The sequence below is a fragment of the Micromonospora globbae genome (genome assembly GCF_003610785.1).
Classification (GTDB): domain Bacteria; phylum Actinomycetota; class Actinomycetes; order Mycobacteriales; family Micromonosporaceae; genus Micromonospora; species Micromonospora globbae.
On record NZ_RAQQ01000025.1, the window covers coordinates 35,880 to 58,749 of the forward strand.

The 22,870-nt window shown below is 73.9% G+C and carries 21 protein-coding genes and 1 pseudogene; 2 read left to right on the forward strand and 20 right to left on the reverse strand.

All coding sequences use genetic code 11. From position 1 onward, the window contains the following. Window positions 1-78 precede the first annotated feature (78 nt). From D7I43_RS27035 to D7I43_RS27105, 15 genes and pseudogenes are all read right to left on the reverse strand, one after another. On the reverse strand, window positions 79-1,752 hold the full coding sequence (locus tag D7I43_RS27035) for a solute symporter family protein (protein ID WP_120331401.1): 1,674 nt from the start codon (window positions 1,750-1,752) through the stop codon (window positions 79-81). Continuing rightward, complete coding sequence (locus D7I43_RS27040; RefSeq protein ID WP_120331402.1) at window positions 1,730-2,092, reverse strand: DUF485 domain-containing protein; 363 nt, start codon at window positions 2,090-2,092, stop codon at window positions 1,730-1,732. The genes D7I43_RS27035 and D7I43_RS27040 overlap by 23 nt, the downstream gene beginning before the upstream one ends. Before the next feature lie 162 nt (window positions 2,093-2,254). Further along, window positions 2,255-2,791: pseudogene (locus tag D7I43_RS27045) on the reverse strand (flavin reductase family protein); the annotation flags it as partial. Between the two features lie 51 nt (window positions 2,792-2,842). Then, complete coding sequence (locus D7I43_RS27050) at window positions 2,843-4,537, reverse strand: ABC transporter permease (RefSeq protein ID WP_120331403.1); 1,695 nt, start codon at window positions 4,535-4,537, stop codon at window positions 2,843-2,845. Beyond that, window positions 4,522-5,286, reverse strand: a complete 765-nt coding sequence (locus tag D7I43_RS27055; protein WP_120331404.1) for an ABC transporter ATP-binding protein — start codon at window positions 5,284-5,286, stop codon at window positions 4,522-4,524. Before D7I43_RS27055 ends, D7I43_RS27050 begins: the two co-directional genes overlap by 16 nt. 121 nt (window positions 5,287-5,407) lie before the next feature. Then, a complete protein-coding gene (locus tag D7I43_RS27060; protein WP_120331405.1) occupies window positions 5,408-7,048 on the reverse strand; it encodes a sodium/solute symporter in 1,641 nt (546 codons plus the stop codon). 1 nt (window position 7,049) lies between these two features. Further along, window positions 7,050-7,421: a DUF485 domain-containing protein gene (locus D7I43_RS27065; RefSeq protein WP_120331448.1), complete on the reverse strand. Its 372-nt coding sequence runs from the start codon at window positions 7,419-7,421 to the stop codon at window positions 7,050-7,052. Between the two features lie 138 nt (window positions 7,422-7,559). Further along, complete coding sequence (locus D7I43_RS34180) at window positions 7,560-9,806, reverse strand: DUF4153 domain-containing protein (RefSeq protein ID WP_275670859.1); 2,247 nt, start codon at window positions 9,804-9,806, stop codon at window positions 7,560-7,562. Further along, window positions 9,803-10,873 carry a HAMP domain-containing sensor histidine kinase gene (locus D7I43_RS27075; RefSeq protein WP_240033182.1) on the reverse strand — a complete coding sequence of 357 codons (1,071 nt, stop codon included), beginning with the start codon at window positions 10,871-10,873 and terminating at the stop codon, window positions 9,803-9,805. Before D7I43_RS27075 ends, D7I43_RS34180 begins: the two co-directional genes overlap by 4 nt. Continuing rightward, the gene (locus D7I43_RS27080) at window positions 10,870-11,550 is read right to left on the reverse strand and encodes a response regulator transcription factor (RefSeq protein ID WP_120331406.1); all 681 of its coding nucleotides are present in this window, start codon (window positions 11,548-11,550) and stop codon (window positions 10,870-10,872) included. The genes D7I43_RS27075 and D7I43_RS27080 overlap by 4 nt, the downstream gene beginning before the upstream one ends. A 163-nt stretch (window positions 11,551-11,713) precedes the next feature. Beyond that, window positions 11,714-12,382, reverse strand: coding sequence for a DUF5701 family protein (locus D7I43_RS27085; protein WP_240033183.1), 669 nt, complete (start codon window positions 12,380-12,382; stop codon window positions 11,714-11,716). Window positions 12,383-12,435: 53 nt separating this feature from the next. Next, entirely contained in the window at window positions 12,436-13,203 is a 768-nt protein-coding gene (locus D7I43_RS27090; protein WP_120331451.1) for a LytR/AlgR family response regulator transcription factor, read from the reverse strand. 35 nt (window positions 13,204-13,238) lie between these two features. After that, complete coding sequence (locus D7I43_RS27095) at window positions 13,239-14,465, reverse strand: sensor histidine kinase (RefSeq protein ID WP_120331408.1); 1,227 nt, start codon at window positions 14,463-14,465, stop codon at window positions 13,239-13,241. 43 nt (window positions 14,466-14,508) lie between these two features. Further along, window positions 14,509-16,080: a sugar transferase gene (locus D7I43_RS27100; protein WP_120331409.1), complete on the reverse strand. Its 1,572-nt coding sequence runs from the start codon at window positions 16,078-16,080 to the stop codon at window positions 14,509-14,511. 266 nt (window positions 16,081-16,346) lie between these two features. Continuing rightward, window positions 16,347-17,207 (reverse strand): Fpg/Nei family DNA glycosylase, encoded by an 861-nt coding sequence (locus D7I43_RS27105; RefSeq protein WP_120331410.1) that lies wholly within the window; start codon window positions 17,205-17,207, stop codon window positions 16,347-16,349. Window positions 17,208-17,231: 24 nt separating this feature from the next. Between D7I43_RS27105 and D7I43_RS27110 the strand changes: the two genes are divergently transcribed. Further along, a complete protein-coding gene (locus D7I43_RS27110; protein ID WP_120331411.1) occupies window positions 17,232-18,506 on the forward strand; it encodes a glycosyltransferase in 1,275 nt (424 codons plus the stop codon). A 39-nt stretch (window positions 18,507-18,545) separates the two neighbouring features. Here the strand turns inward: D7I43_RS27110 and D7I43_RS27115 are convergent, their stop codons facing one another. The 5 genes from D7I43_RS27115 to D7I43_RS27135 all read right to left on the reverse strand — a co-directional run bounded on the left by D7I43_RS27115 (window position 18,546) and on the right by D7I43_RS27135 (window position 22,342). Further along, the gene (locus tag D7I43_RS27115; RefSeq protein WP_120331412.1) at window positions 18,546-19,271 is read right to left on the reverse strand and encodes a CDP-alcohol phosphatidyltransferase family protein; all 726 of its coding nucleotides are present in this window, start codon (window positions 19,269-19,271) and stop codon (window positions 18,546-18,548) included. Next, window positions 19,246-20,313: an iron-containing alcohol dehydrogenase family protein gene (locus D7I43_RS27120; RefSeq protein WP_120331413.1), complete on the reverse strand. Its 1,068-nt coding sequence runs from the start codon at window positions 20,311-20,313 to the stop codon at window positions 19,246-19,248. The genes D7I43_RS27115 and D7I43_RS27120 overlap by 26 nt, the downstream gene beginning before the upstream one ends. Then, a complete protein-coding gene (locus D7I43_RS27125; protein WP_120331414.1) occupies window positions 20,301-21,032 on the reverse strand; it encodes a phosphocholine cytidylyltransferase family protein in 732 nt (243 codons plus the stop codon). The genes D7I43_RS27120 and D7I43_RS27125 overlap by 13 nt, the downstream gene beginning before the upstream one ends. A 93-nt stretch (window positions 21,033-21,125) precedes the next feature. Continuing rightward, the gene (locus D7I43_RS27130; RefSeq protein ID WP_120331415.1) at window positions 21,126-21,896 is read right to left on the reverse strand and encodes a hypothetical protein; all 771 of its coding nucleotides are present in this window, start codon (window positions 21,894-21,896) and stop codon (window positions 21,126-21,128) included. After that, the gene (locus tag D7I43_RS27135) at window positions 21,893-22,342 is read right to left on the reverse strand and encodes an NUDIX domain-containing protein (protein ID WP_120331416.1); all 450 of its coding nucleotides are present in this window, start codon (window positions 22,340-22,342) and stop codon (window positions 21,893-21,895) included. The genes D7I43_RS27130 and D7I43_RS27135 overlap by 4 nt, the downstream gene beginning before the upstream one ends. Before the next feature lie 113 nt (window positions 22,343-22,455). Between D7I43_RS27135 and D7I43_RS27140 the strand changes: the two genes are divergently transcribed. Beyond that, complete coding sequence (locus D7I43_RS27140; protein WP_120331417.1) at window positions 22,456-22,848, forward strand: CBS domain-containing protein; 393 nt, start codon at window positions 22,456-22,458, stop codon at window positions 22,846-22,848. The last annotated feature ends 22 nt before the right edge of the window (window positions 22,849-22,870 follow it).

Sequence of the window (22,870 nt, forward strand, 5' to 3'; positions counted from 1 at the left end):
TCACCACGGCCGCGAAGGTCCCCTCCCGCGCCGGAGGGGACCTTCGGGTCGGACGGTCCGTGCCGCCCCGCCGTCGCCCTAGTGGGCGCCGGCGCCGGTGAGGGCGCGCACCTCCAGTTCCGCGTACTTCTCCTCGTCACGCTCCTTCGAGATGACCGTGCCGATCCAGCCGCAGAGGAAGCCGAACGGGATCGAGATGAGACCCGGGTTCGACAGCGGGAACCACTGCCAGTCGTGGTCGGGGAACATGGCGGTCGGCGCGCCGGAGACCACCGGCGAGAAGAACACCAGGACCACGGCCGCGAGCAGGCCGCCGTAGATGGCCCAGACCGCGCCCGAGGTGTTGAACCTCTTCCAGAACAGGCTGTAGAGGATCGCCGGCAGGTTGCCCGACGCGGCCACCGCGAACGCGAGCGCCACCAGGAACGCCACGTTCAGGTTCTGCGCGAAGATCGAGAGCGCGATGGAGATCGCGCCGATCACCAGTGCCGAGATCCGCGCGACGTTCACCTCCTGGCGCTCCGAGGCCGTCCCGTCCTTGAGGACGTTGGCGTAGAAGTCGTGCGCGAGGCTCGACGACGAGGCAAGGGTCAAGCCGGCGACCACAGCCAGGATGGTGGCGAACGCGACCGCGGCGATGACCGCGAGCAGGGTGGCCCCGCCCAGGTCGCCTCCGAGGAAGTCCACGCCGAGCACCTGCGCCAGTTGCGGTGCCGCGGTGTTGCCGGCGCGGTCCTGTGCGGTGATCGCCTCGCCGCCCACCAGGGCCGCCGCGCCGAAGCCGAGCGCCAGGGTGAGCAGGTAGAAGGTGCCGATGATGCCGATCGCCCAGAGCACGCTCTTGCGGGCCGCCTTCGCGGTCGGGACGGTGTAGAAGCGGATCAGGATGTGCGGCAGGCCGGCCGTGCCGAGCACCAGGGCGATGCCGAGCGAGAGCAGGTCCATCTTGTTGTAGAAGGTCTGCGTCGCGTTGCCGGCCACCTCGACGCCGTAGCGCAATCCGGGTTCGAGGAAGTTGCTGCCCTTGCCGGAGGACGCCGCCGCGTCCCCGAGCAGCGAGGAGAGGTTGAACTTGTACTTGGCCAGCACGAGCAGCGTCATGATCACGGCGCCACCCATGAGCAGGAACGCCTTGACGATCTGCACGTAGGTCGTGCCCTTCATGCCGCCGACCGTGACGTAGATGATCATCAGGGCGCCGACCAGGATGATGGTGGCGATCTTCGCGGCGTCGGCGTCCATGCCGAGGAACGTCGTACCGGGGCGGATGCCGAGCAGGAGCGCGACCAGGGCGCCCGCGCCGACCATCTGGGCCAGCAGGTAGAAGATCGACACGGTGATGGTCGAGACGGCCGCCGCCGTACGCACCGGACGCTGGCGCATCCGGAACGCCAGCACGTCCGCCATCGTGTACCGGCCCGAGTTGCGCAGCAGTTCGGCCACGAGCAGCAGGGCCACCAGCCAGGCGACCAGGAAGCCGATCGAGTAGAGGAAGCCGTCGTAGCCGTAGAGGGCGATGAGGCCGGCGATGCCGAGGAACGACGCTGCCGACATGTAGTCGCCGCCGATGGCCATGCCGTTCTGGAAACCGGAGAACGACCGGCCGCCCGCGTAGAAGTCGGTGGCCGTCTTCGTCTGCCGGCTGGCCCACACCGTGATGGCCAGCGTGATCGCCACGAAGATCAGGAAGAGCGTGATGGTGAGGTTCCGTGCGGTGGTGTCGCCCGCCTCAGCCGCGAGGACCGTCCTCATGCGTCACCTCCCCGATCTCGGCGCGGATCCGGTCGGCGACCGGGTCGATCTTCCGCTCGGCGTGGCGGGAGTACAGCCAGGCGATGAGGAACGTGGAAACGAACTGGAGCAGCCCGAACACGAGGGCCACGTTGATGTTGCCGACGAGCTTCGTGCCCATGAAGTCCCGGGCGTACGCGGACAGGATCACGTAGAGCGCGTACCACAGGAAGAACGCGACGGTCATCGGAAAGACGAAGCCGCGCAGGGCGCGACGCAACCCGGCGAACTCGTCCGACCGTTGTACGGCGAGGTACCGGTCCGGCGTGGACGCGGCCGGCGCGGGTGTGTCCGTGGACATCTGTGGATCACCACCTTCACAGGCGTCGGGGATTTGCGCGCACGGTAGAAAGCGCGCTCCCCGGCGGGGAAGGCCGAGATCGGCGTCGGTCGGCGGTTGCGCCGAACGGCGGGTTGGCTGCGCCGAGTGACTCAGGTCACTCCGTTGAGCGGTCGGTGGTGATCAGTTCAGCTCGCGGTAGCGGCCCCGGTGGTGCAGCAGCGGCTCGGCCTCCTCGGCCAGTTCGACCGTCTCGATCGTCGCCTCGACGAGCAGCGCCCAGCCGTACTCCCGGGCGGTGTCGAGGCGGCAACCGGCCCACCCGCCGGCGTCGGCCGGCACCGGGCCGTAGGGCGTGTCGGTCCACTCCCCGGTGGCGAAGAGCCCGCCGGGGGACGGGAACAGGCCCGCGAACCGGTCCGCGAGCCGGCGGTGCGCCGGGGTCAGCGGCGCCACCGCGAAGCGGCCGGCGGACTCGGCAGCCGCCCACAGGTCCGACTCGGCGTCGATGAGCCCGAGCAGGCGGTCCGGCTCGCCCTCGGCGACGAGCGTCGAGGACACGGTGAGTCCGGCCGGGCCGGGCGCCGTCCAGAGCGTCACGGGCGACGCCAGCCGACCCCGCAGCCGGCGCGCGGGGGAGCGCTGGCCGGCCGGCACGGCGAACGGGTCGGTGTGGTGGATCTCGGCGCCCGGCTGATGATTCACGTGAAACATCATGCCGCCCGGACGGTGCCCGGTGCGCACCGATCCGCACCCCTGGGCGGACGCGCGTCAGCGCCGCGGGGTGACGGCGGCCAGCAGTTCCGGCTGGCGGCGGTCCAGCACGTCCCCGGCCAGGTACGCGCCGAGCAGGGCGGCACCCACGCCGTACGCGACGCCGACCGGCAGGGCGAGCCAGAGCCAGATGTCGCCGAGCAGGGCGGCGGCGACCACCATCGGCACCGCGGCGGCGCCCGTGCCGAGCATGGCCAGGAGGGTGAGGAAGCTCTTGGCCACCCCGGCGCCGGTGTTCAGCGCGAACGGGTTGCTCGTCTCGGGCAGCGCGTACGCCCCGAGCACGGAGACGAAGCTGTTCACCGCGAGCCCGGCGCCGTACGTGGCGATGAGGCTGCCGGCGATCACCCCGAGCCAGGCGGGCCGACCCAGCACCACGGTGATCACCACGGCGACCACCGCCAGCATCGGCACCACGTAGATCGAGAACGCCGTCATCCGTGCCCGCAGCTCCTGCTGCCCCGGAACCGCGGCCACGACGTGCGCCGCGTACGCGCTGCCGTCGAACCCGAACTGGTTGGCCAGCGTCACCGCGGCGAGCACGCCGACGAAGACCATCGAGAGGCTGACCAGCAGCGGCGACGACGCGCTCCCGGCCGGCGCGAAGCCCTGCTCCGCGTCCATCGCGAAACCCGCGCCGCCCAGGTTGACCAGGACGGGCACGAAGAGGCCGACGACCGCGACGGTGATCAGGTTCGCCCGCCGCCGCGCGTCCCGCCACCAGTAGCGGGCGTCCCGGGCCACCATCGCGCCGAACCGGTCCCGCGCCGCCCAGCCGGCCGCGCGCGGGAAGAGCTGGGCCACGGCGCCGCCGGTCGGGCCGGCCTTCGCCGGAGCCCGCCCGGTGCTCGCCGCGCCGGTCATCGCCGACTCCAGCGACCGGGACCACCACACCAGCAGCACCACCAGCGTGAGAGCGGTGATCAGCAGCTTGACCGGAGCCGCCCAGGCCCGGCCCTCGGCCACGTCGATGCCGACCGTCCACGGCGCGCCCAGCGGAGTCCAGCCGACCACCTCGGCCACCCCGGTGAGCCGGCTCCAGTCCGTCTCCTGCACCGCCGAGATGCCGATCAGCTGGAGTGGGCCGAGCAGCGCGGCGGCGACCGCGAGCAGCACGGCCGCGAGGTCACGGACCCGGCGCGAGCGCAGCATGGAGGCGAACGCGCTGGTGACCGCCCGGGCGGCGGCGACGCAGAGCAGAAGACCGGCGAGGATCCCGACCACCTCCACGACGGCCGCCACCCAGCCGCCCAGAACGGCGGCGGTGAGCACCAGTCCGCAGAGCGCCAGCAGCACCGCGACCGCCGGCACGCTCACCGCGGCGGCGGCGAGCAGCCCGGTGACCAGCGTCCGGCGCGGCAGCGGCAGCAGGGCGAAGCGGGCCGGGTCGAGGGTCTCGTCCACGCCGAAGAAGACCAGCGGCAGCAGCAGCCAGCCGAGCACCATGAGCCCACCGCCGAACGCGGCGACCATCGAGGCGTACCGGCCCTCGTCGGCCAGGCCGGGAGCGGCGAACAGGAAGAAACCGGTGGCGGCCAGCCAGAGCCCGACCACCACACCGACCACGAAGAGCGCGATCCGCCAGCCCTGGCCGCGGAAGTTGTTGCCCATCACCCGCAGCTTCAGGCGGACGAAGTGCCGCGCCGAGACCCGTCGGGCCGGCGCGGCCGGCGCGGTCAGTTCGACAGCCACGCCAACTCCTCGCCGGTCGCCGTCCGCCCGCCGACCACCTCGACGAAGACCTCCTCGAGCGAACGCTTCCCGCGTACCTCCTCGATGGTGCCAGCGCGCTTGATCGCACCCTCGGCGAGGATCGCCACGTGCGAGCAGAGCCGCTCGACGACCTCCATGACGTGGCTGGAGAAGACCACCGTCCCGCCACTTCCCACGTACCGCTGGAGGATGTCCCGGATCAGCGCCGCGGAGACCGGGTCGACCGCCTCGAACGGCTCGTCGAGCACGAGCAGCCGCGGGCCGTGCAGCAGCGCGCAGGCGAGACCGATCTTCTTCTTCATGCCGGCGGAGTAGTCGACCACGAGGGTGCGGCCGGCGTCGCCGAGCGCCAGCACGTCGAGCAGTTCGGCCGCCCGCTGGTCGACAACGGCCGGGTCCATGCCGCGCAGCAGGCCGTTGTACGCCAGCAGTTCGGCGCCGTTGAGCCGGTCGAAGAGGCGTACGCCGTCGGGCATGACACCGAGCAGGTGCTTCGCCTGGACCGGATCGCGCCACACGTCGTGGCCGAGCACGCGCGCCACGCCGGCGTCCGGGCGGAGCAGCCCGACCGCCATGGACAGCGTGGTGGTCTTGCCGGCGCCGTTCGGCCCGAGCAGGCCGTAGAAGGAGCCGGCCGGCACGTCCAGGTCGACGCCGGCCACCGCGACCTTGCCGTCGAACGCCTTGGCCAGGCCACGAAGGGACATCGCCGGATGCGCACCAGTCATGGACCCGACCGTATCCGGCCGGCACCGCACTGTGGTCCGGCCCCAGGATGACCCCCGGTCATCCGCGAGACGTACGGCCGCGCCGGGTAATGAGGGGCCCTGCTCGACCCCGGTCCCGTCCCTACAGACGCAGCGCGTCGGGCGCGTGCAGGCGGAGCATCGTGGCGCCGATGTCGGCCGGCACCCGGCGGCGGGAGGCGATCGACACCAGCACGGTCACCGTGAAGGCCAGCGGCACCGTCCACGCGGCCGGCTGTGCGAACAGCACCGCCGGCCAGCCGGTGAGCGGCGGGCCGACCACGGTCACGAGCACCGCCGCGACGGCGGCCCCGCCGCCGACCAGCACGCCGGCCGCGGCGCCGAGGTCCGTCAGGCCGCGCCACCAGATGCCGAGCACGAGCAGCGGGCAGAAGCTGGACGCGGCGACGGCGAAGGCGAGCCCGACCACCTGCGAGACGTCCAGCCCGGAGACGTTCAGCGCGAGGACCGCCGGCACCGCTCCGGCGATCACCGTGGCCAGCCGGAACCCGCGCACCGACCCGCGGCCGAGCACGTCCGTCGAGATCACCCCGGCCACGCTGGTGAGCAGGCCCGACGAGGTGGAGAGGAACGCCGCGAACGCCCCGGCCGCGACGAGCGCGGCGAGCAGCCGGCCGGTCGTCCCGCTCCCGAGGGCCGCCTCCGGGAGCAGCACCACGACCGCGTCGGTCTGGCCGGTGACGAGCAGTTGCGGGGTGTAGATCCGGCCGAGCACCCCGTAGATGGTGGGGAGGAGGTAGAAGACGCCGACCAGCGCCAGCACGACGAGGGTCGTACGTCTGGCCGCCGCGCCGTTCGGGTTCGTGTAGAAGCGCACGAGCACGTGCGGCAGCCCCATGGTGCCGAGGAACGTGGCGAGGATCAGCGAGTACGTGGCGAACAGCCCCCGGTCGTCGTCGCCGGCCGTGCTCGGCAGCAGCCAGTCGGACGCGTCGGTGGCCACCCCGCTCACCTCCGGCACCGGGTCGCCCGGCGCGAAGGACAGCGTCTCCCCGGCGCGTACCTCACGGACCTCGCCGTCGGGGAAGGTGAGCGTCGCGGGGTGCTCGACCACGACGGCGGTCGCCGTCCGGAAGATCGGCCCGTCCGGCGGGGTCACGGCGGGACGCGCGTCGGCCTGCCACTGGAGGGCCAGGAAGACCGCCGGTACGGCGAGCGCGGTGAGTTTCAGCCAGTACTGGAACGCCTGGACGAACGTGATGGCCCGCATACCGCCCAGCGCCACGTTCGCCGTGACCACCACGGCCACCAGCACGGCGCCCACCGGGTACGCCGACCCGGTGACCGTCGAGAGGGTCAGCCCGGCGCCCTGCAACTGCGGCACCAGGTACAGCCACCCGATGAAGATCACGAATGCGGTCGCCAGGATGCGCAGCCGCCGCGAGCCGAGCCGCAGCTCGCAGAAGTCGGGCAGGGTGAACGCGCCGGAGCGGCGCAGCGGCGCGGCCACGAAGAGCAGCAGCGCGAGGTAGCCGGCGGCGAAACCGACCGGGTACCAGAGCACGTCGACGCCGTACTTGAGGATCAGCCCGGCGATGCCGAGGAACGACGCGGCCGACAGGTACTCCCCGCCGATCGCGGCCGCGTTCCAGGTGGGGCTGACCACCCGGGAGGCCACGAGGAAGTCCGAGGTGGTCCGGGCCAGCCGCAGGCCGTAGAAGCCGATGCCGACGGTGAGCAGGGTGACCGCGACGATGGCCGGGATGACGAGGGCGTTACCCACCTCAGCGCTCCGGCCGCTGGACCAGGTCGGTGAAGTCCTGCTCGTTGCGCTCGGCCAGCCGCACGTACGACCAGCCGACGCCGATGAGGAACGGGAAGCTGACCACGCCGAGCAGCAGCCAGGGCAGCTTCACCCCGAGGACGGTGACCTCGCTGACCGAGGGGGCGATGGCGAACAGCCAGGGCAGCCCGCCGAGCGCGATCATCACGACGAGTGAGAGCCGCAGCGCCAGGGCGAGCTGGGCCCGGACGAGCCCCCGGACGAGCGCCTCACCGACGCGGGTCTGCTGGGCCAGTTCCGTCCGCGTACGGTCGGCCCGGTCCTCGCGGCGCGACACCTCGGCCAGCACGATCCGCGCCCGCGGCTGCGGCACCGGCGGCCGCCCGCCGTGCTCGGGACGCGCCGGTCCGGGCGCCCCGGGCCGCTCGGCGGCTCCGGGCACCGGCCTGTGATCGTCGGCGGCCACCCCGGCAGTCTCGCCGGATCGATGGGAATGTCAAGGGTGCGGCGGTCACCAACGGGGGACGATCAGGCACGAGGCGTCCGGTGGCCGTACCGGCTGGTCGGCCAGCAGCCGCCGGGCCCGCGCCCGGCCCAGGTTGGCCGAGCGGAGGTCGTCCTCGCCGAGCTCGACGGCGATGTCCCGCAGCGCGCAGGAACGCAGCGGCTCCGGGAGCCGGGCCAGTGCCGGTGCCGCGTCGGCCGAGAGCGAGGCCAGGTAGCGCACGTCGAGCCGTCCGGTCTGCCGGTACCGGTCGACGTTGCGGTCGGCGATCAGGTGGTCCGGGTTGACCGCGGCCAGCCCGAGCAGCGCCAGCACGGCGGTGCCCAGCACGAGCTGCGGCAGCCACCGTGCCCGCAACCGGACCGTGGCGACCCCGACGAGCACGAAGAGCAGCCCGAGCCAGATCTCGACGGCGGCCACCACCAGCCGCAGCCGGGTCGCGCCGTACGCCTCGGCGTAGACGTGCATCCGGTAGAGCGCGGACGCCACCACGACGAGGCTGAGCAGGGTGAGCGTGCCGAGCAGGGCACGGATCAACAGCCGGTCCCCCCGGGTGGCTCGGGGAGCCCAGCGGGCCGCCCCGGCGATCACCAGCAGGGTCAGCCCGGCGATCACGAGCAACTGCCAGAAGCCGCTGCGGGCGTACTCGGCGTAGGTGAGGCCGGCGGTGCGCAGCACGTGCGCCGAGCCACCGAAGAGCACGGTGAGCTGGACCAGCACGAAGGCGGCGAACAGGGCGTCGAGGACGACGAGGGGCGCCGCCCACTCCAGCCGCCGGACCGGCCGCGCTGGCGCCGGGCGCACCTCCAGGTCGGGGGGCCGGGCCAGCAGGTACGCGGCGCCGAGCAGCACCGCGCCGGCGAGCGCGAAGCGCAGCACCCAGGGGACCACCCCGGACGGCGAGACGTCCGGCAGCAGGTCCGCCACCAGGCTGGCGAAGATGGCGTCGGCGGACGCGAAGAGCAGGCCGAAGAGCACGAGCAGGGCGACCGACACGGCGAGGGTAGCCAGCCCGCGGCCGATCCCGCCCGGGCGGGCACGGTGCAGTCCCCGCGCCGCCCACGGCAGCGCCCGGAGCGCCGCCGAGGGCGGGAACACCACGGACAGCAGCATCCCCAGCGGCGTACGGGCACCGGTGAGCGCGAGCGTTCCGGTCATGATCGCGGCGAGCAGGCAGAGGGCGAAGAGCCAACCGGCGGCCCGCATCGTCCCGACGCCGACCAGGGCGACGGTGGCGGCGGCCCAGACCAGCCGGGCCGCCCGACCCGGTGCCCCCGTGGCACCGGGGCGGGCAGCCGCCTCATCGGGCTCCGTTGCCGGTTCGTCGCCCCCGGGCGACCGGTCCCGCGCGAGCGCGGCCGGCCCGGCGGGCGGCCGGTCCTCGGCCGGGACCGCGGGGCCCGACGGCTGGTCCCGGGTGGATCCCGAAGGTCGCCGGTCGGGAGCCGGCGCGGTGGAGCCGGCCGGTGGCGGGCCCTCGACGGAAGCGGCGGATGGCAGCGCCTGGGCGGCCTCGGCGGTCGGCGGCTCTTGGGCGGCCTCGGCGGTCGGCCGCTCGGCGGCGGCCTCGGCGGTTGGCGGCTCGGCGGCGGAGTCGGTGGGTCCGGTGGTGGCCGGTCCGGGAGCGGGCGGACGCTCCTCCCGGAGCGGTTCGGTGAATGTGGTGGGTCCGCTCCGGCCCGGCCCGGCCGGCCGTGGATCCGCCGCCGGCCCGGGCGGTGCCGTGGCCGGGGCCGAGGCGGTGCGGGCGCGGGTCGTGGCGGTGGCGGCGAGTGCGCCGACGGCGGCCAGGGTGGCGATCGTCCAGCCCAGCCCCGGCCCGTCGAGGGGAACGGTGGAGGCGGCGACGGCGGCTGCGGCGCCGACCGCGCCGAGCAGCACCGGGTGGGGTGCGCGGTCGAGAGCGGGCCAGCGGCGCGCCAGCGCCGAGGGCGGTGCCGGCGGCGCGGGCGGCCAGGCCGCGGGCCGCCCGTACGGGTCGAGCGGCGGCCAGCCGGGACGGCCCGGCCAGGCCGGTGGGTGGGCGACGGGAGCCGGGCCGGCGGCCGTGACCCCGGCATGGAACGAGCCGGCGGCCATGACCCCGGCATGGAACGAGCCGGTGGCGGTGGCTCCGGCATGGACCGGGCGGGCGGTGGCTCCGGCGTGGACCGGGCCCGGGGGTGGCGGAGCCGGCGGGCCGTCGGTCGGTCCGGACGGGTCGGTCCCGCCCGCTGACCTGTCGGCCGGCGTCGGGTCGGGCGGGGTGGTCATGCGGCCTCTCCTCGGATCGTTCCTGGGGCGGGTAGCGACACCTGGATGCGGCAGCCGGTGCCGGTGGCGGGGTCGAGCACCTGGATGCGACCGCCGTGCAGCTCCACCACCCACCGGGCGATCGCCAGGCCGAGCCCCGTCCCGCCGCCGGCGGCCCGGTCGCCGCGGGTGAACCGTTCGAAGACCCGGGAACGCTCGGCCGGCGGGATGCCCTCACCCTCGTCGCTCACCTCGAAGCGGATCTCGCCCGGACCCGCCTCCGCGGACACCCGCACGATGCCCCCGGCGGGGCTGTGCCGGGCGGCGTTGTCCAGCAGGTTCGCGAAGAGCTGGTGCAACCGCCACGGGTCGCCGTGGACGCTCAGCGGCTCCGGCAGGTCGGGCGGACGGAAGGTGACGTCCCGGCCCGCGCCGGCGGCCGTCGCCGTGGCGTTCTCGACCACCTCGTCGAGGAAGTCGGCCACGTCGATCCGTACGCGGCGCAGCGGCACGACGCCCGCGTCCAGGCGCGAGAGGTCGAGCAGGTCGGCCACGAGGTGACCGAGCCGTTCGGTCTGCGCGAGCGCGGCCCGCAGGGCGGCGGGTTCCGGCTCGGCGACCCCGTCGACCATGTTCTCCAGCGCGCCCTGGAGCGCGGTGATGGGCGTACGCAGCTCGTGCGAGACGTTGGCTATCAGCTCGCGGCGGCGCTGGTCGGCGGCGTGCAGGTCCTCGGCCATCTTGTTGAACGCCTCGGCCAGCTGGCCGACCTCGTCCCGGGAGGTGGCGCGGACCCGCCGGGTGTAGTCGCCCCGGGCCATCGCCCCGGCGGCGGCCGTCATCTCCCGCAGCGGCGAGGTCATGCCGTGCGCCAGCACCTGCGAGGTGACCAGCGCGAGGCAGATGGCCGTCGCCGCCGTGCGGGGCGGGAGCCAGCCGATGCCGTACCAGAAGTAGCCGACCCCGGCGGCGCCCGAGGCGACGAGCAGGACGCCGAGCTTCACCTTGATCGAACGGACCGGGTCGAGCGGGCGGGGCAGCAGATCCAGGGCCTGGCGCACCCGCACCCGCAGGGTGCCACTGGTCACGCCGGGACCTCCAGCGCGTACCCGACACCGTGGACCGTGCGGATCAGGTCCGCGCCGAGCTTGCGGCGCAGGGCCTTGACGTGGCTGTCGACGGTACGGGTGCCGGAGCCCTCGGCCCAGCCCCAGACCTCGGCGAGGAGGCGTTCCCGGGGCAGGACGGTCCGGGGCCGGCCGGCGAGGTACACGAGCAGGTCGAACTCGGTCGGCGTCAGGTGCACCTCGGCGTCGCCCCGGCGGACGCGCCGTTCCGACTGGCGGATCTCGACCTCGCCGAGCCGCAGGGTGGGTGGGGCGGTGTTTCCGGCGGCCCGCTCCACGCGGCGCAGCAGCACGTGCACCCGGGCGGCCAGCTCGCGCATCGAGAAGGGCTTCGTGAGGTAGTCGTCCGCCCCGACGGCGAGCCCGACCAGCAGGTCGGTCTCGTCGTCGCGGGCGGTGAGCATCAGCACGGGCACCGGCCGTTCGGCCTGGATCCGCCGACACACCTCCAGGCCGTCGAAGCCGGGGAGCATCACGTCCAGGACGACGAGGTCGGGTTGCCGCGCCTCGAAGGTGGCGACGCCGCCCGGGCCGTCCCCGGCGACGTCCACGGTGAATCCCTCGGCGCGGAGCCGGGCGGCGACGGCGTCGGCGATGGTCCGCTCGTCCTCGACGACCAGGATCCGGCGTTCCCTCATGGGTCACGACTGTAGGGAGCCGGCGTGGAGATCGGTGGGGTGCGTTGTGAATAACCTGTGGAGAACGCGTCACCCCTGTGGATAACCCGGTGGAAACGCCGGGCGGAGGGCGAGCCGGCGGTACCGGCCCACCCTCCGCGCGCGCCCACGGGGTCCGTGGGGATCAGCTCAGGCCGATCCGCTCCGGGCGCGCGGACGCCGAGCCGAGCCAGGTGTGCGGGTTGCCGTACCAGCACCAGCCGAGCTTCGGCGCGCCCTGGCTGATCCAGAGCGCCGGCACCCGCTTGTCGCCGCAGCGGGAGCCGACCAGCGAGAAGCACTTGTTCTTCGCGAGCGCCTCGGGGTGGAGCGTGACGAAGGCGAGCCCCTCGTCGATGGTGATCGGCAGCCGGTCCTGACCGGTGATGACCTCCATGGCGGCCGACGGGGCGAGGTTCAGGGTCTCCTCACCGCGGTCGACGTCGAAGAGCAGGTACGCGGGCCCCTCGGGCACCTCCAGTTCCTTGATCGGGTCGAAGCGGGCCAGGTCGCCCTCGGCGTAGTGCCGGTCGAGGAAGCCCTGCTTGCGCTTGCCCGCCAGCGTGGTGAGCGCGAGCCGGTCCTCGACCGGCACGAGGTCACGGGTGATGACCAGCAGGAACGGCACCCGCGCCTCGGTCGGGGCGGGGAGCCCGGCCGCGCCGGTGACGGCCACGGCGCGCAGCGGGTGGACGAGGGTCCGGAAGTCGTCCTCGGTCATCCCGGCCAGCTTCGGGTAGCCCAGCTCCACCAGGCGCGCCACCTGGCGGTCGAACTCGGTCGCGGCATCGTACGGGGCGTCGGTCACTGTCACGGCGGCTCCTTCGATATCGTACGGCCTACCGTACAGCGTACGACCAAGCGCTCCTATTCCCGCCGGTTCCAGTCCTGTTTCGCGGCGCGCACCAGCTTGTCCTTCAGCTCCCGGGTGTGCCGCCGGCTCACCGGCAGCTCCGTGCCGTCGATGACCACCACGTAGCCCGAGTTGACCAGCCGCAGTTCGGCGATCAGCTTCAGCTGCACGAGGTAGGACCGGTGGATCCGGACGAAGCCCGCGTCCGCCCAGCGTTCCGCCAGCGTGGCCAGCGAGACCCGGACGAGGTGTGAACCGTCCGCCGTGTGCAGCCGCGCGTAGTCGCCCTGCGCCTCGACCCAGCGGACCGCCGAGCGGGGCAGCATCCGGGTGGTGCCGGCCAGCTCGATGGGGATGGTCGGGTCCTCCTCGGCCCGGGCCAGCGCCGCCGGGTGCGACGGCACCACCCGCGACCCGATCACCCGGCGCAGCGACTCGGCGAGCCGGTCGGCGCGGACGGGCTTGCGCACGTAGTCCGTGGCGCCCAGGTCGAACGCGTCGACCGCGCCGTCGTCGTACGCCGTCACGAACACGATCGCCGGCGGGCGGGCGAACCGGCGCAGCACCCGCGCCAACTCCATCCCGTCCAGGCCGGGCATCCGGATGTCCAGGAAGACCACGTCGACGTCGCCGTCACGCAGCAGCCGCAGCGCCTCGGTGGCGTCCCCGGCGGTGTGCAGCCGGGCCACGCGCGGGTCGGCCCGCAGGTGGTACGCCAACTCGTCCAGCGCCGGCGGCTCGTCGTCGACCGCCAGCACCCTCAGGAAACCGGACGCGTTCACGGCGTTCACCCCCGTCGGTCGCCCGCTGCGTTCGTTCACGAACCCGCCCGTACGCCCGGGTGGAACTTCGGCACCCGCATGCTCACCTTCGTGTCCGAGCCGAGGCCGGTCTCCACGACCAGGCCGAAGCCGTCCCCGAAGACCGACCGGAGCCGCTCGTCGACGTTGGAGAGGCCGACGTGCTGCCCGGAGTCCTCCCCTGGGTCGCCGGCGCTGCGCGCCAGCTCGGCGATGCCGGCCGTCAGCGTCGTCGGATCCATCCCCACCCCGTCGTCCTCCACCGTGATGTGGCACTCGGCGCCGGCGTCCCGCGCCTCGATGCTCACCATGCCCGTGCCCGGCTTGCGGGACAACCCGTGGCGGACCGCGTTCTCGACCAACGGCTGGAGGCAGAGGAACGGCAGCGTCACCGGCAGCACCTCGGGGGCGATCTGCAGGCGCACCTGGAGGCGGTCGCCGAACCGGGCGCGCTCGATCGTCAGGTAGCGGTCGATGGACCGCAGCTCCTCGGCGAGCGTCGTGAACTCGCCGTGCGCCCGGAACGAGTACCGGGTGAACTCGGCGAACTCCAGGATCAGCTCGCGGGCCCGCTCCGGGTCGGTCCGCACGAACGAGCCGATCGCGGTCAGCGCGTTGTAGATGAAGTGGGGGCTGATCTGGGCCCGCAGGGCGCGGATCTCGGCGCGCGCCAGTCGTTCGCGGGACGAGTCCAGCTCGGCCAGGGCGAGCTGGTTGCCGGCCCAGTGCGCGGTCTCCAGGGTCGCCTGCACGAGACCCGGGGCCGGCGGGCCGTCGGCGATCGCGACCAGGGCGCCCGCCACCCGCCCGTCCGCACCGGTGAGCGGGGCGACCACCGCGCCCCGGACCGGGCAGTCGACCCGGTCGCACCACAGCTCCGGCTCGCCCAGCACCGTGGAGCGCCCGGCCGCCACCGCCCGCCGGGCCGCGGCCAGCAGCTGCTCGCCGTGGTGGGTGCCGCGTCCGTCGAGCGCGAGCAACCTCTCCCGGTCGGTGAGCGCCAGGCCGGGCGCGCCCACGAGGGCCCGCAGATGGCGTACGGCCTTCGCCGCGCCCGCCTCGCTCAGCCCCGCCCGCAGCGGCTCGGCGGCCAGCCCGGCGGTGTGCAGCACCTCGTACGTGGCCCGCTGGGTGGCGGTGGCGATGCCCCGGCGGGCGCGTAGCCGGCCGACCGCGTACAGGGCCGCGGCGAGCGCGCTGACGAGGGAGACGACACCGAGAACCGCCGAGAGGTTGCCACCCACGCCTGGAATCCTGGCGGTTGGCGGGCGGCGGCGCCAGACGCCGTCAGTACGCGCCCTTGCGGGCGAGTACCACGCCGACCGTCCGCCAGAGGATGCTGAGGTCGTACGCGAGGGACCAGTTGTCGACGTAGTAGAGGTCCAGGCGGACCGCCTCGTCCCAGGAGAGGTCGGAGCGGCCGGAGACCTGCCAGAGCCCCGTCATGCCGGGGCGCACCAGCAGCCGCCGGCGCACGTCCCCGAGGAAGTCGCCGTCGTCCGCCGGCAGCGGACGGGGCCCGACCAGCGACATCTCCCCGCGCAGCACGTTGATCAGCTGCGGCAGCTCGTCGAGCGAGGAGGCCCGCAGGAAGCGGCCCACGGGGAAGACCCGCGGATCCTGCTTGATCTTGAACAGCATGCCGTCGGTCTCGTTCTGGTCGACCAGGCTGGCCAGCCGTTCCTCGGCGTCGACGTACATGGTGCGGAACTTCCACACCCGGAACGTGCGCCCCTCGTGCCCCACCCGCGGCTGGCGGAAGAACACCGGCCCCGGGTCGGAGATCTTGATGGCGATCGCGATGGCCACGAAGACGGGGATCAGCAGCAGCAGCCCGAGGGCCGCGGCGACCCGGTCCATGAGGTTCTTGGCCAGCAGCGCCGGACCCGACAGCGTCGGCTCCTCGACGTGCAGCAGCGGCAGGCCCTCGATGGGGCGGATGTGCACCCGGGGACCGGCGATGTCGGTGAGCTGCGGCGCCACCACGAGGTCGACGCCGGAGCCCTCCAGCTGCCAGGCCAGCCGGCGCAGCTCGCCCGGTTCGGCGCTCGCCGAGCCGCACACCGCGATGGTGTCCCCGCCGACCTCCCGCACGAGGGCGAGCACGTCGCGTCCGGCGTACACGGGCACGGGCGTCCGGATGCCGCGGGACGCCGCGTAGCCGTCGGTGAGGTGGATGGCGACCGGGACCAGCCCGGCCGCGGGGTTGCGGGTGACCGCCGTGTAGACCTCCAGGCACTCGGGCAGGGTGCCGACCAGCACCATCCGGTGGCCGCCCTGGCCGATGTTGCGGCGGATCACGTGCAGCACGAAGCGGGCGAGGATGCGGCCGAGCAGGATCAGCAGCAGCGCACCGAGCAGCGCGGTGCCGACCGTGTAACGGGACAGGTCGGTCTTGGTGGCGAACGCCAGGAAGGAGACCGTCGCCGCGACCGCGACGCCGGCCCGGATCACCCGCTTGAACTCGTCCGGGCCGAGCCCGAGGTAGCGCCGGTCGTACGCCCGGTTGCCCCAGAGGATGACCACCCAGCCCAGCGGGAGCAGCACGAACGCCACCGTGAAGAACCAGGTGGGGTCGTTCTTGGCGTTGTAGAAGCCGGCGCGGGCCTGGTCGAAGGTGTGGATCGCCGTGAAGCTCGCGAACACGGCCGCCGCGAAGTCGAGGAACAGCAGGATGGCCGTGTAGGGACGATGCCAGCGGGAGACCCGCCGGCGGGCCCGGGCCCATGCCGACCGGGGTACGCCGTTGTGCGACGGCGGAGTCGGCGGCTGGATCTCGAAGCTGTCGACGTGCCGCACGAGTCTGCTCCGGCCTGTGTTGGTTACCGGGCGCTGGAGGCTTGCCGTCACCTCACCCATGTCCTCCCGCATGACGCGCGCCGCTCACTCGCCGTGAGGGGCACGGGTCGCCCACCGTCCCAGTCTCCCACGTGGGCCCGATCGGCCGCCGGACCCGAAGGACATTTCGCGCCCGGTGGTGCCGGCGGGATCTGGCCGGCTCCACTGCTCATCAGAAGCCGGGGACCGGGCCACTATACCGATGGATGACCCCGTTGGTAGAACCGCCGAGCGGGACACTGGCGCATCCCCGGCCGATTCCGCTCCGTAACCGGCAGTGTCGTTACTCACCGTACGAGCCGGGACAGCCGACGGTCAGCGAGCGGCTTGCCTCCGGTCTGACAGGTCGGGCAGTACTGGAGGCTCGAGTCGGCGAACGAGACCTCCCGGACCGTGTCCCCGCACACCGGGCAGGGCAGCCCGGTGCGGGCGTGCACCCGCAGGCCCGAGCGCTTCTCGGCCTTCAGCTCCGCCGCCCGCTGGCCGAGCGACCGGGTCACGGCGTCACCGAGCACCTGCCGGGTGGCGGCGTGGAGGGCGGCCAGCTGCTCGTCGGTCAGCCGGTCGGTGAGCGCGAACGGGGAGAGCCGGGCCGCGTGGAGGATCTCGTCGGAGTACGCGTTGCCCACCCCGGCCAGCACCGCCTGGTCGGTGAGCACCCCCTTCACCTGGCCGCGCCGGCTGCGTATCCGCTCGGTGAAGGTGGGCAGGTCGGCCGTCAGCGCGTCGGGGCCGAGCTTGGCCACCCCCGGCACGGCGGCCGGGTCGGTCACCAGGTACGCGGCGAGCTTCTTCTGGGTGCCGGCCTCGGTGAGGTCGAAGCCCGAGCCGTCGTCGAGGCGTACCCGCAGCGCGATCGGGCCCTTCCCGGGGCGCAGCGGCGCCCCGCCGGGGAACGCCTCCCGGTAGTGCAGCCAGCCCGCCCGGGCCAGGTGGACCACGAGGTGCAGGTCGCCGTCGAGGACCACGTCCAGGAACTTGCCGTGCCGGCGCGCGTCCACCACCGATCGCCCCGTCGCCGCGCTCGGCGGCGGGTCGTACGTCTTCAGGGCGCTGATCGCGGCGACCTCCAGCCGGTCGACCCGACGGCCCACCGCCCGCTGGCGCAGGTAGCCCGCGAGCGCCTCAACCTCCGGTAGTTCGGGCATCAGCCAACGGTAGCCTTCTTTCCCGTGAGAATCGTGGTGGCGCACAACCGGTACCGGGAAGCCCAGCCGTCCGGGGAGAACACGATCGTCGACGCGGAGATCGCCCAGCTGACCGCGGCCGGCGTCGAGGTGCTGCCGTTCCTGCGCAGCTCGGACGAGATCCCCACGATGCCGCGTACGGCCAAGGCCCTGCTGCCCGTCTCACCCATCTACGCGCCGCGGGCGCAGCAGCAGCTGAGCCGGTTGATCGAGGAGCACCGGCCGGACGTGCTGCACCTGCACAACCCGTACCCCCTGCTCTCGCCCTGGGTGGTGCGCACCGCACACCGGCACGGCGTGCCGGTGGTGCAGACGGTGCACAACTACCGGCAGGTCTGCTCCTCCGGGCTCTACTTCCGGGACGGGGTGATCTGCCAGGACTGCCGGGGACGGGCGCTGGGCGTGCCGGCCATCGTGCACCGCTGCTACCGGGGTTCCCGGGCCCAGAGCGCCCTCATGGCCACCACCCTGGCGGTGCACCGGCCGACCTGGCGCTCGGTGGACCGGTTCGTGGCGCTCACCTCGGCGGTGGCCGACCACCTGCGGGACTACGGGATCCCCGACGAGCGGATCGTCGTGAAGCCGAACGGCATCCCGGACCCGGGCCGGCCCGCCCCGCTGGGCGACGGGTTCCTCTTCCTCGGCCGGCTCTCCCCCGAGAAGGGCCTGGACCTGCTGCTGGACGCCTGGCGGCGGCACCCCGACGGCGCCCTCGGGCCGCTGCGGATCGCCGGCGACGGCGAGCTGCGTCCGCTGGCCGAGGCGGCCGCCGAGGAGCGCGGCGACGTCACGTTCCTCGGCCCGCTCGACCGGGCCGGCGTCCGCGCCGCCCTCGAGGCGAGCGCCGTGGTGCTGGCCACCTCCACGTGGCACGACGTGCTGCCCACCGTGATCATCGAGGCGCTGGCCAGCGGCCGCCCGGTGCTCGGCACGGCGCTCGGCGGCATCCCGTACCTGGTCGGGGCCGACACTCCCCGGGAGCCCGCGGGCACCGGCCCGGCGCGGGTCGCCTCCGCCGTACCCGGCGACGGGAGGGCCACCCTGCCGACGGGGGCGGTGACGGGCGAGGCGGGCTGGGTGGTGCCGCCGGAGCCGGCCGCCCTGGCCGCCGCCCTGCCGCTCGCGCGGGCGGGCGCCGCGACGCTGTCGGCGGCGGCCCGCGCCCGCTACGAGCGGACCTTCCACCCCGACGTGGTCACCGGGCAGCTCGTCGACGTGTACGCCGGCCTGATGAGCGCCAGGACCCCGGCCACGCCCTGACCGGCCCACATCCGGCGGCGGGAGCCGGGTCGGTGCGGGTCAGCGGAGGGAGGCGCGGGCGCTGAACGCGATGCTCGCCAGCAGGAAGCCGCCGTTGACGACGGTGAACGCCACCACGACCCAGAGCGCCAGGGCGGGGGCGAGCAGCAGCACCAGGGCGGCCACGAAGATCACCGCGCCGTAGTCGCGGACCAGCTTCACGATGCGTACGGGCAGCGAGGTCGACGTGACCATGCTCGCCGCGTTCGGGCCGGCCTGCATCACCGAGGTGACCAGGTTGACCATCCACGTGCCGGCGAACGCCGCCACGAGCCAGGGCGGGGTCGACGGGTGCTGCGCCACGGCGGTCGCGCCGAGCGCCGCCACCAGGGCGATCTGGGCCGCCACGTCACAGAGCACGTCGACCCGGGCGCCCGCCGGGCTGCCCTGCCCGGTCACCCGGGCGAGCTGGCCGTCCGCGCAGTCCAGGGCGTACGCCACCTGCCAGCCGACCAGCGCGAGCAGCCCGACCACCCAGGCCGGGACGTCGCCGTCGGCCACCCGGCCGGCCAGCGCCACCACCGTGACCGACGTGGCGAGCCCCAGCACGAGGTTCGTGATCGTCAGAGCGGTCGGGCGCAGCCCCAGGCGGTGCGCGGCGACCGCGAACGCGGCGCCGAGCCATTGGCTGATCGATTCGCTGAACAGGCCGCCGCCCCGGTTCGTGCGGTGGAAGTCGGCGACGGTGGGACGGGACGGCTCAGCCGAGGTGGTCGCGGATCGCACCGGCGTAGTCTGCCAGCCGCGCCCGAACGTCGGAAGGCGACATCGCCAGGTGTTCGAGGATGGTGTATCGGTCCGGCCGGGTACGCGGGGCGAAGATCACCGCGTCGACGAACTGGTCGTCGGTCAGCCCGACCTCGGCCGGCGTGACCGGCAGGCGGTGCCGGGTCAGGCAGGACGCCATCTGCCCGAGTCGCTGCGTGTCGCCGCGCAGGAAGGTGCAGAAGAGCGCGCCCAGGCCGGCCAGCTCGCCGTGCGACGCCGTGCCGGGGAACAGCGCGTCGACGGCGTGCATGATCTCGTGGCAGCCGCCGCTGGACGGGCGGCTGGTGCCGCAGACGGCCATGGCCAGGCCGCTGGCGATCAGCGCCTCGGCGAGCACCGTCACGAAGGCGTCGTCGCCCATGTCGCCGGGGTGGCTGAGCACCGACTCGGCGGCCATCCGGGCCAGCGAGGCGGCGAGCCCGTCGACCGGCTCGCCGCGCACCTGCCGGGCCAGCTCCCAGTCGGCCAGCGCGCTGATGTTGCTCACCACGTCGCCGATGCCGGCCCGGTTGTGCCGCTCCGAGCCGCTCTCCACGAAGTCCAGGTCGACGATCACCGCGATCGGGATGTGCACCCCGTAGGAGCCCTTGATCCCGTCGGTGATGAGGCTGGCCACCGGGGAGGCGATCCCGTCGTTGGCCAGGCTCGTGGCGACCGAGACCATCGGCAGGCCGCGACGGGTGGCCGCGTACTTGGCCACGTCGATGGTCTTGCCGCCGCCGATGCCGACCACCGCGTCGTACGAGCGGGCGCGCAGCTTGCCGCCCAGGTCGTCGGCGGCCTCCAGGGTGCCGCCCGCGGCCGTGAACACGTCGGCCGAGCCGAGCGAGGGCTTGATCAACTCGGCGATCCGCTCCCCCTGGCCGGGGCCGACCACCACGGCGACGTCGCCCCCGGAGGAGATGCGCCCGTCGGCCAGGATCGCCGCCAGGTCGGCCACCGCGCCCCGCCGCACGTCGATGTGCAGCGGGGTCAGGACGCTCCGGGCTAGTAGCGGCACGCGATCTCCCGGGCCCGCGCCAGGTCGGCGTGGTTGTCGACCTCCACCCAGGAGACGTCGCCGATCGGCGCCGCCCGCACCTCGCCGCCCCGGTCAGCGAACTCCTGGTAGCCGTCCTCGTAGTAGAGGTTGGGGTCGCGCCGCCAGGTCGTCTCCAGCGCGTCGGCGAGGGCGTCGGCCACCTGCGGCTCGATGAGCGTCGCGCCGATGTACTCCCCGTACGCCTCACCGGGGTCCATCATCTTCGTGATCCGGGTGAGCTGGCCGGCCGCGTCGAAGGTGGTCTTCATCTCCTCCTCGGCGAGCGGCTTGAGGGTGTCCACGGCCAGCAGGATGCCCGGCCCCCGCTCGGCCAGGAGGGTCTTCTCCACGCTCACCGGGTGCACGGTGTCGCCGTTGACCAGGAGCACGCCCTCGGCGAAGTACTCCCGGGCCAGCCAGAGCGAGTAGGCGTTGTTCCACTCCTCGGCCTTGTCGTTGTGCACGAGGGTCAGCCTGACGCCGTACCGCTTCTCCAGGTCGGCCTGCCGCTCCCGCACCGCGTCGGCCGCGTAGCCGACGACGATCACGATGTCGGTGAGCCCGACCTCGGCGAGGTTCCGCAACGCGATGTCGAGGATGGTGACGTCACCGTCCACCGGCACGAGCGCCTTGGGCAGGGTGTCGGTGTACGGGCGCAGCCGGCGTCCCGCCCCGGCCGCGAGCACCATCCCGATCATGCCGGCATCCTCCCTCGTACGACTCCGGTCACCGGTGGAGGATAGCGCCGGTGGCCGGGGTGCCTCCGGTCAACCGGGGTTCACCCCCGCCGCTCAGCCCGGCAGCGCGGCGAGGTCGGCGAGCATCGTCAACCGCTCGTCGGCGGTCAGCACCGTGTACGGGCCCGCCGCCCGGCGGTCCGTCTCCTGCTCGATGGCCAGCCGCTCCGGGCCGGGCGGCAGGGCCGTCACGCTCTGCGTGGTGTGCCCGGCGGCGGCCCACGCCGCGGCGTACGCGTCGTCCCGGTGGTAGCGGAGCGTGCCGAGCCGGTTGAGCAGCAGCAGCGCGGGCGGTGTGCCGTCCGGCTCGTACGGCGGCGCCATCGCGGTGAACGCCGCCCCCGCCGATCCGGGCTGCTCCGCCCCGAGCACGAGCGCGTACGCGAGCATCCGCCCGAGCGCCTCGACGAGCCGGAGCACCCGCTGCTCGTGCCCGGCCCACAGCTCCGCGGTCACCTCGGCGTGCAACTGCCACAGCTCGCCGAGGAACGCGAGCCCCCGCTCGGTGGCGGCCACCCCGCCGTCCGGCCGGCGGTGCAGCATCCCGTACGCCACCTGCTTGTCCAGCGCCCGCCGGCACTCGGCCGGGTCCCGGTACCGGGTGGCCGCCGCGAACCCGGGGCCGTCGACCACGCCACCGGGCTCCGCCAGGCGGGTGCGGAACTCCACCAGGAAGCCCGTCGCCGCCGGCCCGCCGTACCGCTGGCTCACCTCGGCGCCGCCCCGCTCCCGGCCGGCGCGCATGCCGGCGTCGAAGGCCCGGTCGACCGCCGGGGCCACCAGCCCGGCGAACCGGTGCGGCGCCAGCTCGACGGTGTGGTTCACCGACCTGCCGCACGCAGGGCGGCGAAGGCCTCCTCCGCGATCCGGCGGATCAGGCCGTCGTTGACGTCCCGGTGCTCGTCGAGCAGGGCCAGATCCTCCTCGGCGAGCCAGCGGTACTCCGTGTGCTTGCCCGCCTCCAGCCGGGGCCGGTCCAGGTCGCCCTCGACCTGCACGAGCCAGTCGCTCTCGACGCGCTCCAGGCCGTCGTCGCCCACGTAGCGGTACTCGCCGACGGGCGCGAGCAGCCGCGAGAGCGTCCAGCCGGTCTCCTCGGTCACCTCGCGCCGCAGCGCGGCCTCCACGTCCTCGCCGGGTTCGAGGTGGCCACCGACCACGTCCCAGCAGTTGGGGAAGAGGCGCCGGTCGGGGGACCGGCGTTGGAAGAAGAGGCGGCCCTCGTCGTCGACGATGAGGGCGCCGGCGCAGCGCAGGGGCTCGGTGGACACGCCCCGACCCTAGCGAGCCGCACGGCGTGTCGGCGACGCCGGTCTTGTTCCCGTAACATCGACGGCTCACCATGTCCGTACCGGATGCCACCGTCCCACAGGGGTGATGCGTGATGCAGGTACGGGAAGCGATGTCGAGCCAGGTCCTCGTGGTCGGCCCGGAGCACACGCTCCGCCAGGCGGCCCAGATGATGTCCGCCCGCGGGGTCGGATCGGCGGTGGTGATCGACCCGGACTCCGAGGGCGTCGGCATCATGACCGAGCGGGACGTGCTCAACGCCATCGGCGCGGGGCTGGACTGCGACGTCGAGCGCACGGGCGCCCACCTGACGTGGGACGTCGTCTACGCCGGCCCGGACTGGACGCTGGAGGAGGCCGCCGCGGCCATGGCCCGGGGCGGGTTCCGGCACCTCGTGGTGCTCGACGGCCGCGAGGTGGCCGGCGTCATCTCGGTGCGGGACATCATGCGGGTCTGGGCGGCGAGCCGGATGGTGCCGGCGTCCTGACCGCAACCGGCGCGCCCGGGGA

Coding starts and splice junctions, on each gene's coding strand:
- D7I43_RS27035 (WP_120331401.1), bottom strand. CDS start 1,752: ATGAGGACGGTCCTCGCGGCTGAGGCGGGCGACACCACCGCACGGAAC.
- D7I43_RS27040 (WP_120331402.1), bottom strand. CDS start 2,092: ATGTCCACGGACACACCCGCGCCGGCCGCGTCCACGCCGGACCGGTAC.
- D7I43_RS27055 (WP_120331404.1), bottom strand. CDS start 5,286: ATGACTGGTGCGCATCCGGCGATGTCCCTTCGTGGCCTGGCCAAGGCG.
- D7I43_RS34180 (WP_275670859.1), bottom strand. CDS start 9,806: ATGACCACCCCGCCCGACCCGACGCCGGCCGACAGGTCAGCGGGCGGG.
- D7I43_RS27080 (WP_120331406.1), bottom strand. CDS start 11,550: ATGAGGGAACGCCGGATCCTGGTCGTCGAGGACGAGCGGACCATCGCC.
- D7I43_RS27100 (WP_120331409.1), bottom strand. CDS start 16,080: ATGGGTGAGGTGACGGCAAGCCTCCAGCGCCCGGTAACCAACACAGGC.
- D7I43_RS27105 (WP_120331410.1), bottom strand. CDS start 17,207: ATGCCCGAACTACCGGAGGTTGAGGCGCTCGCGGGCTACCTGCGCCAG.
- D7I43_RS27125 (WP_120331414.1), bottom strand. CDS start 21,032: ATGATCGGGATGGTGCTCGCGGCCGGGGCGGGACGCCGGCTGCGCCCG.
- D7I43_RS27140 (WP_120331417.1), top strand. CDS start 22,456: ATGCAGGTACGGGAAGCGATGTCGAGCCAGGTCCTCGTGGTCGGCCCG.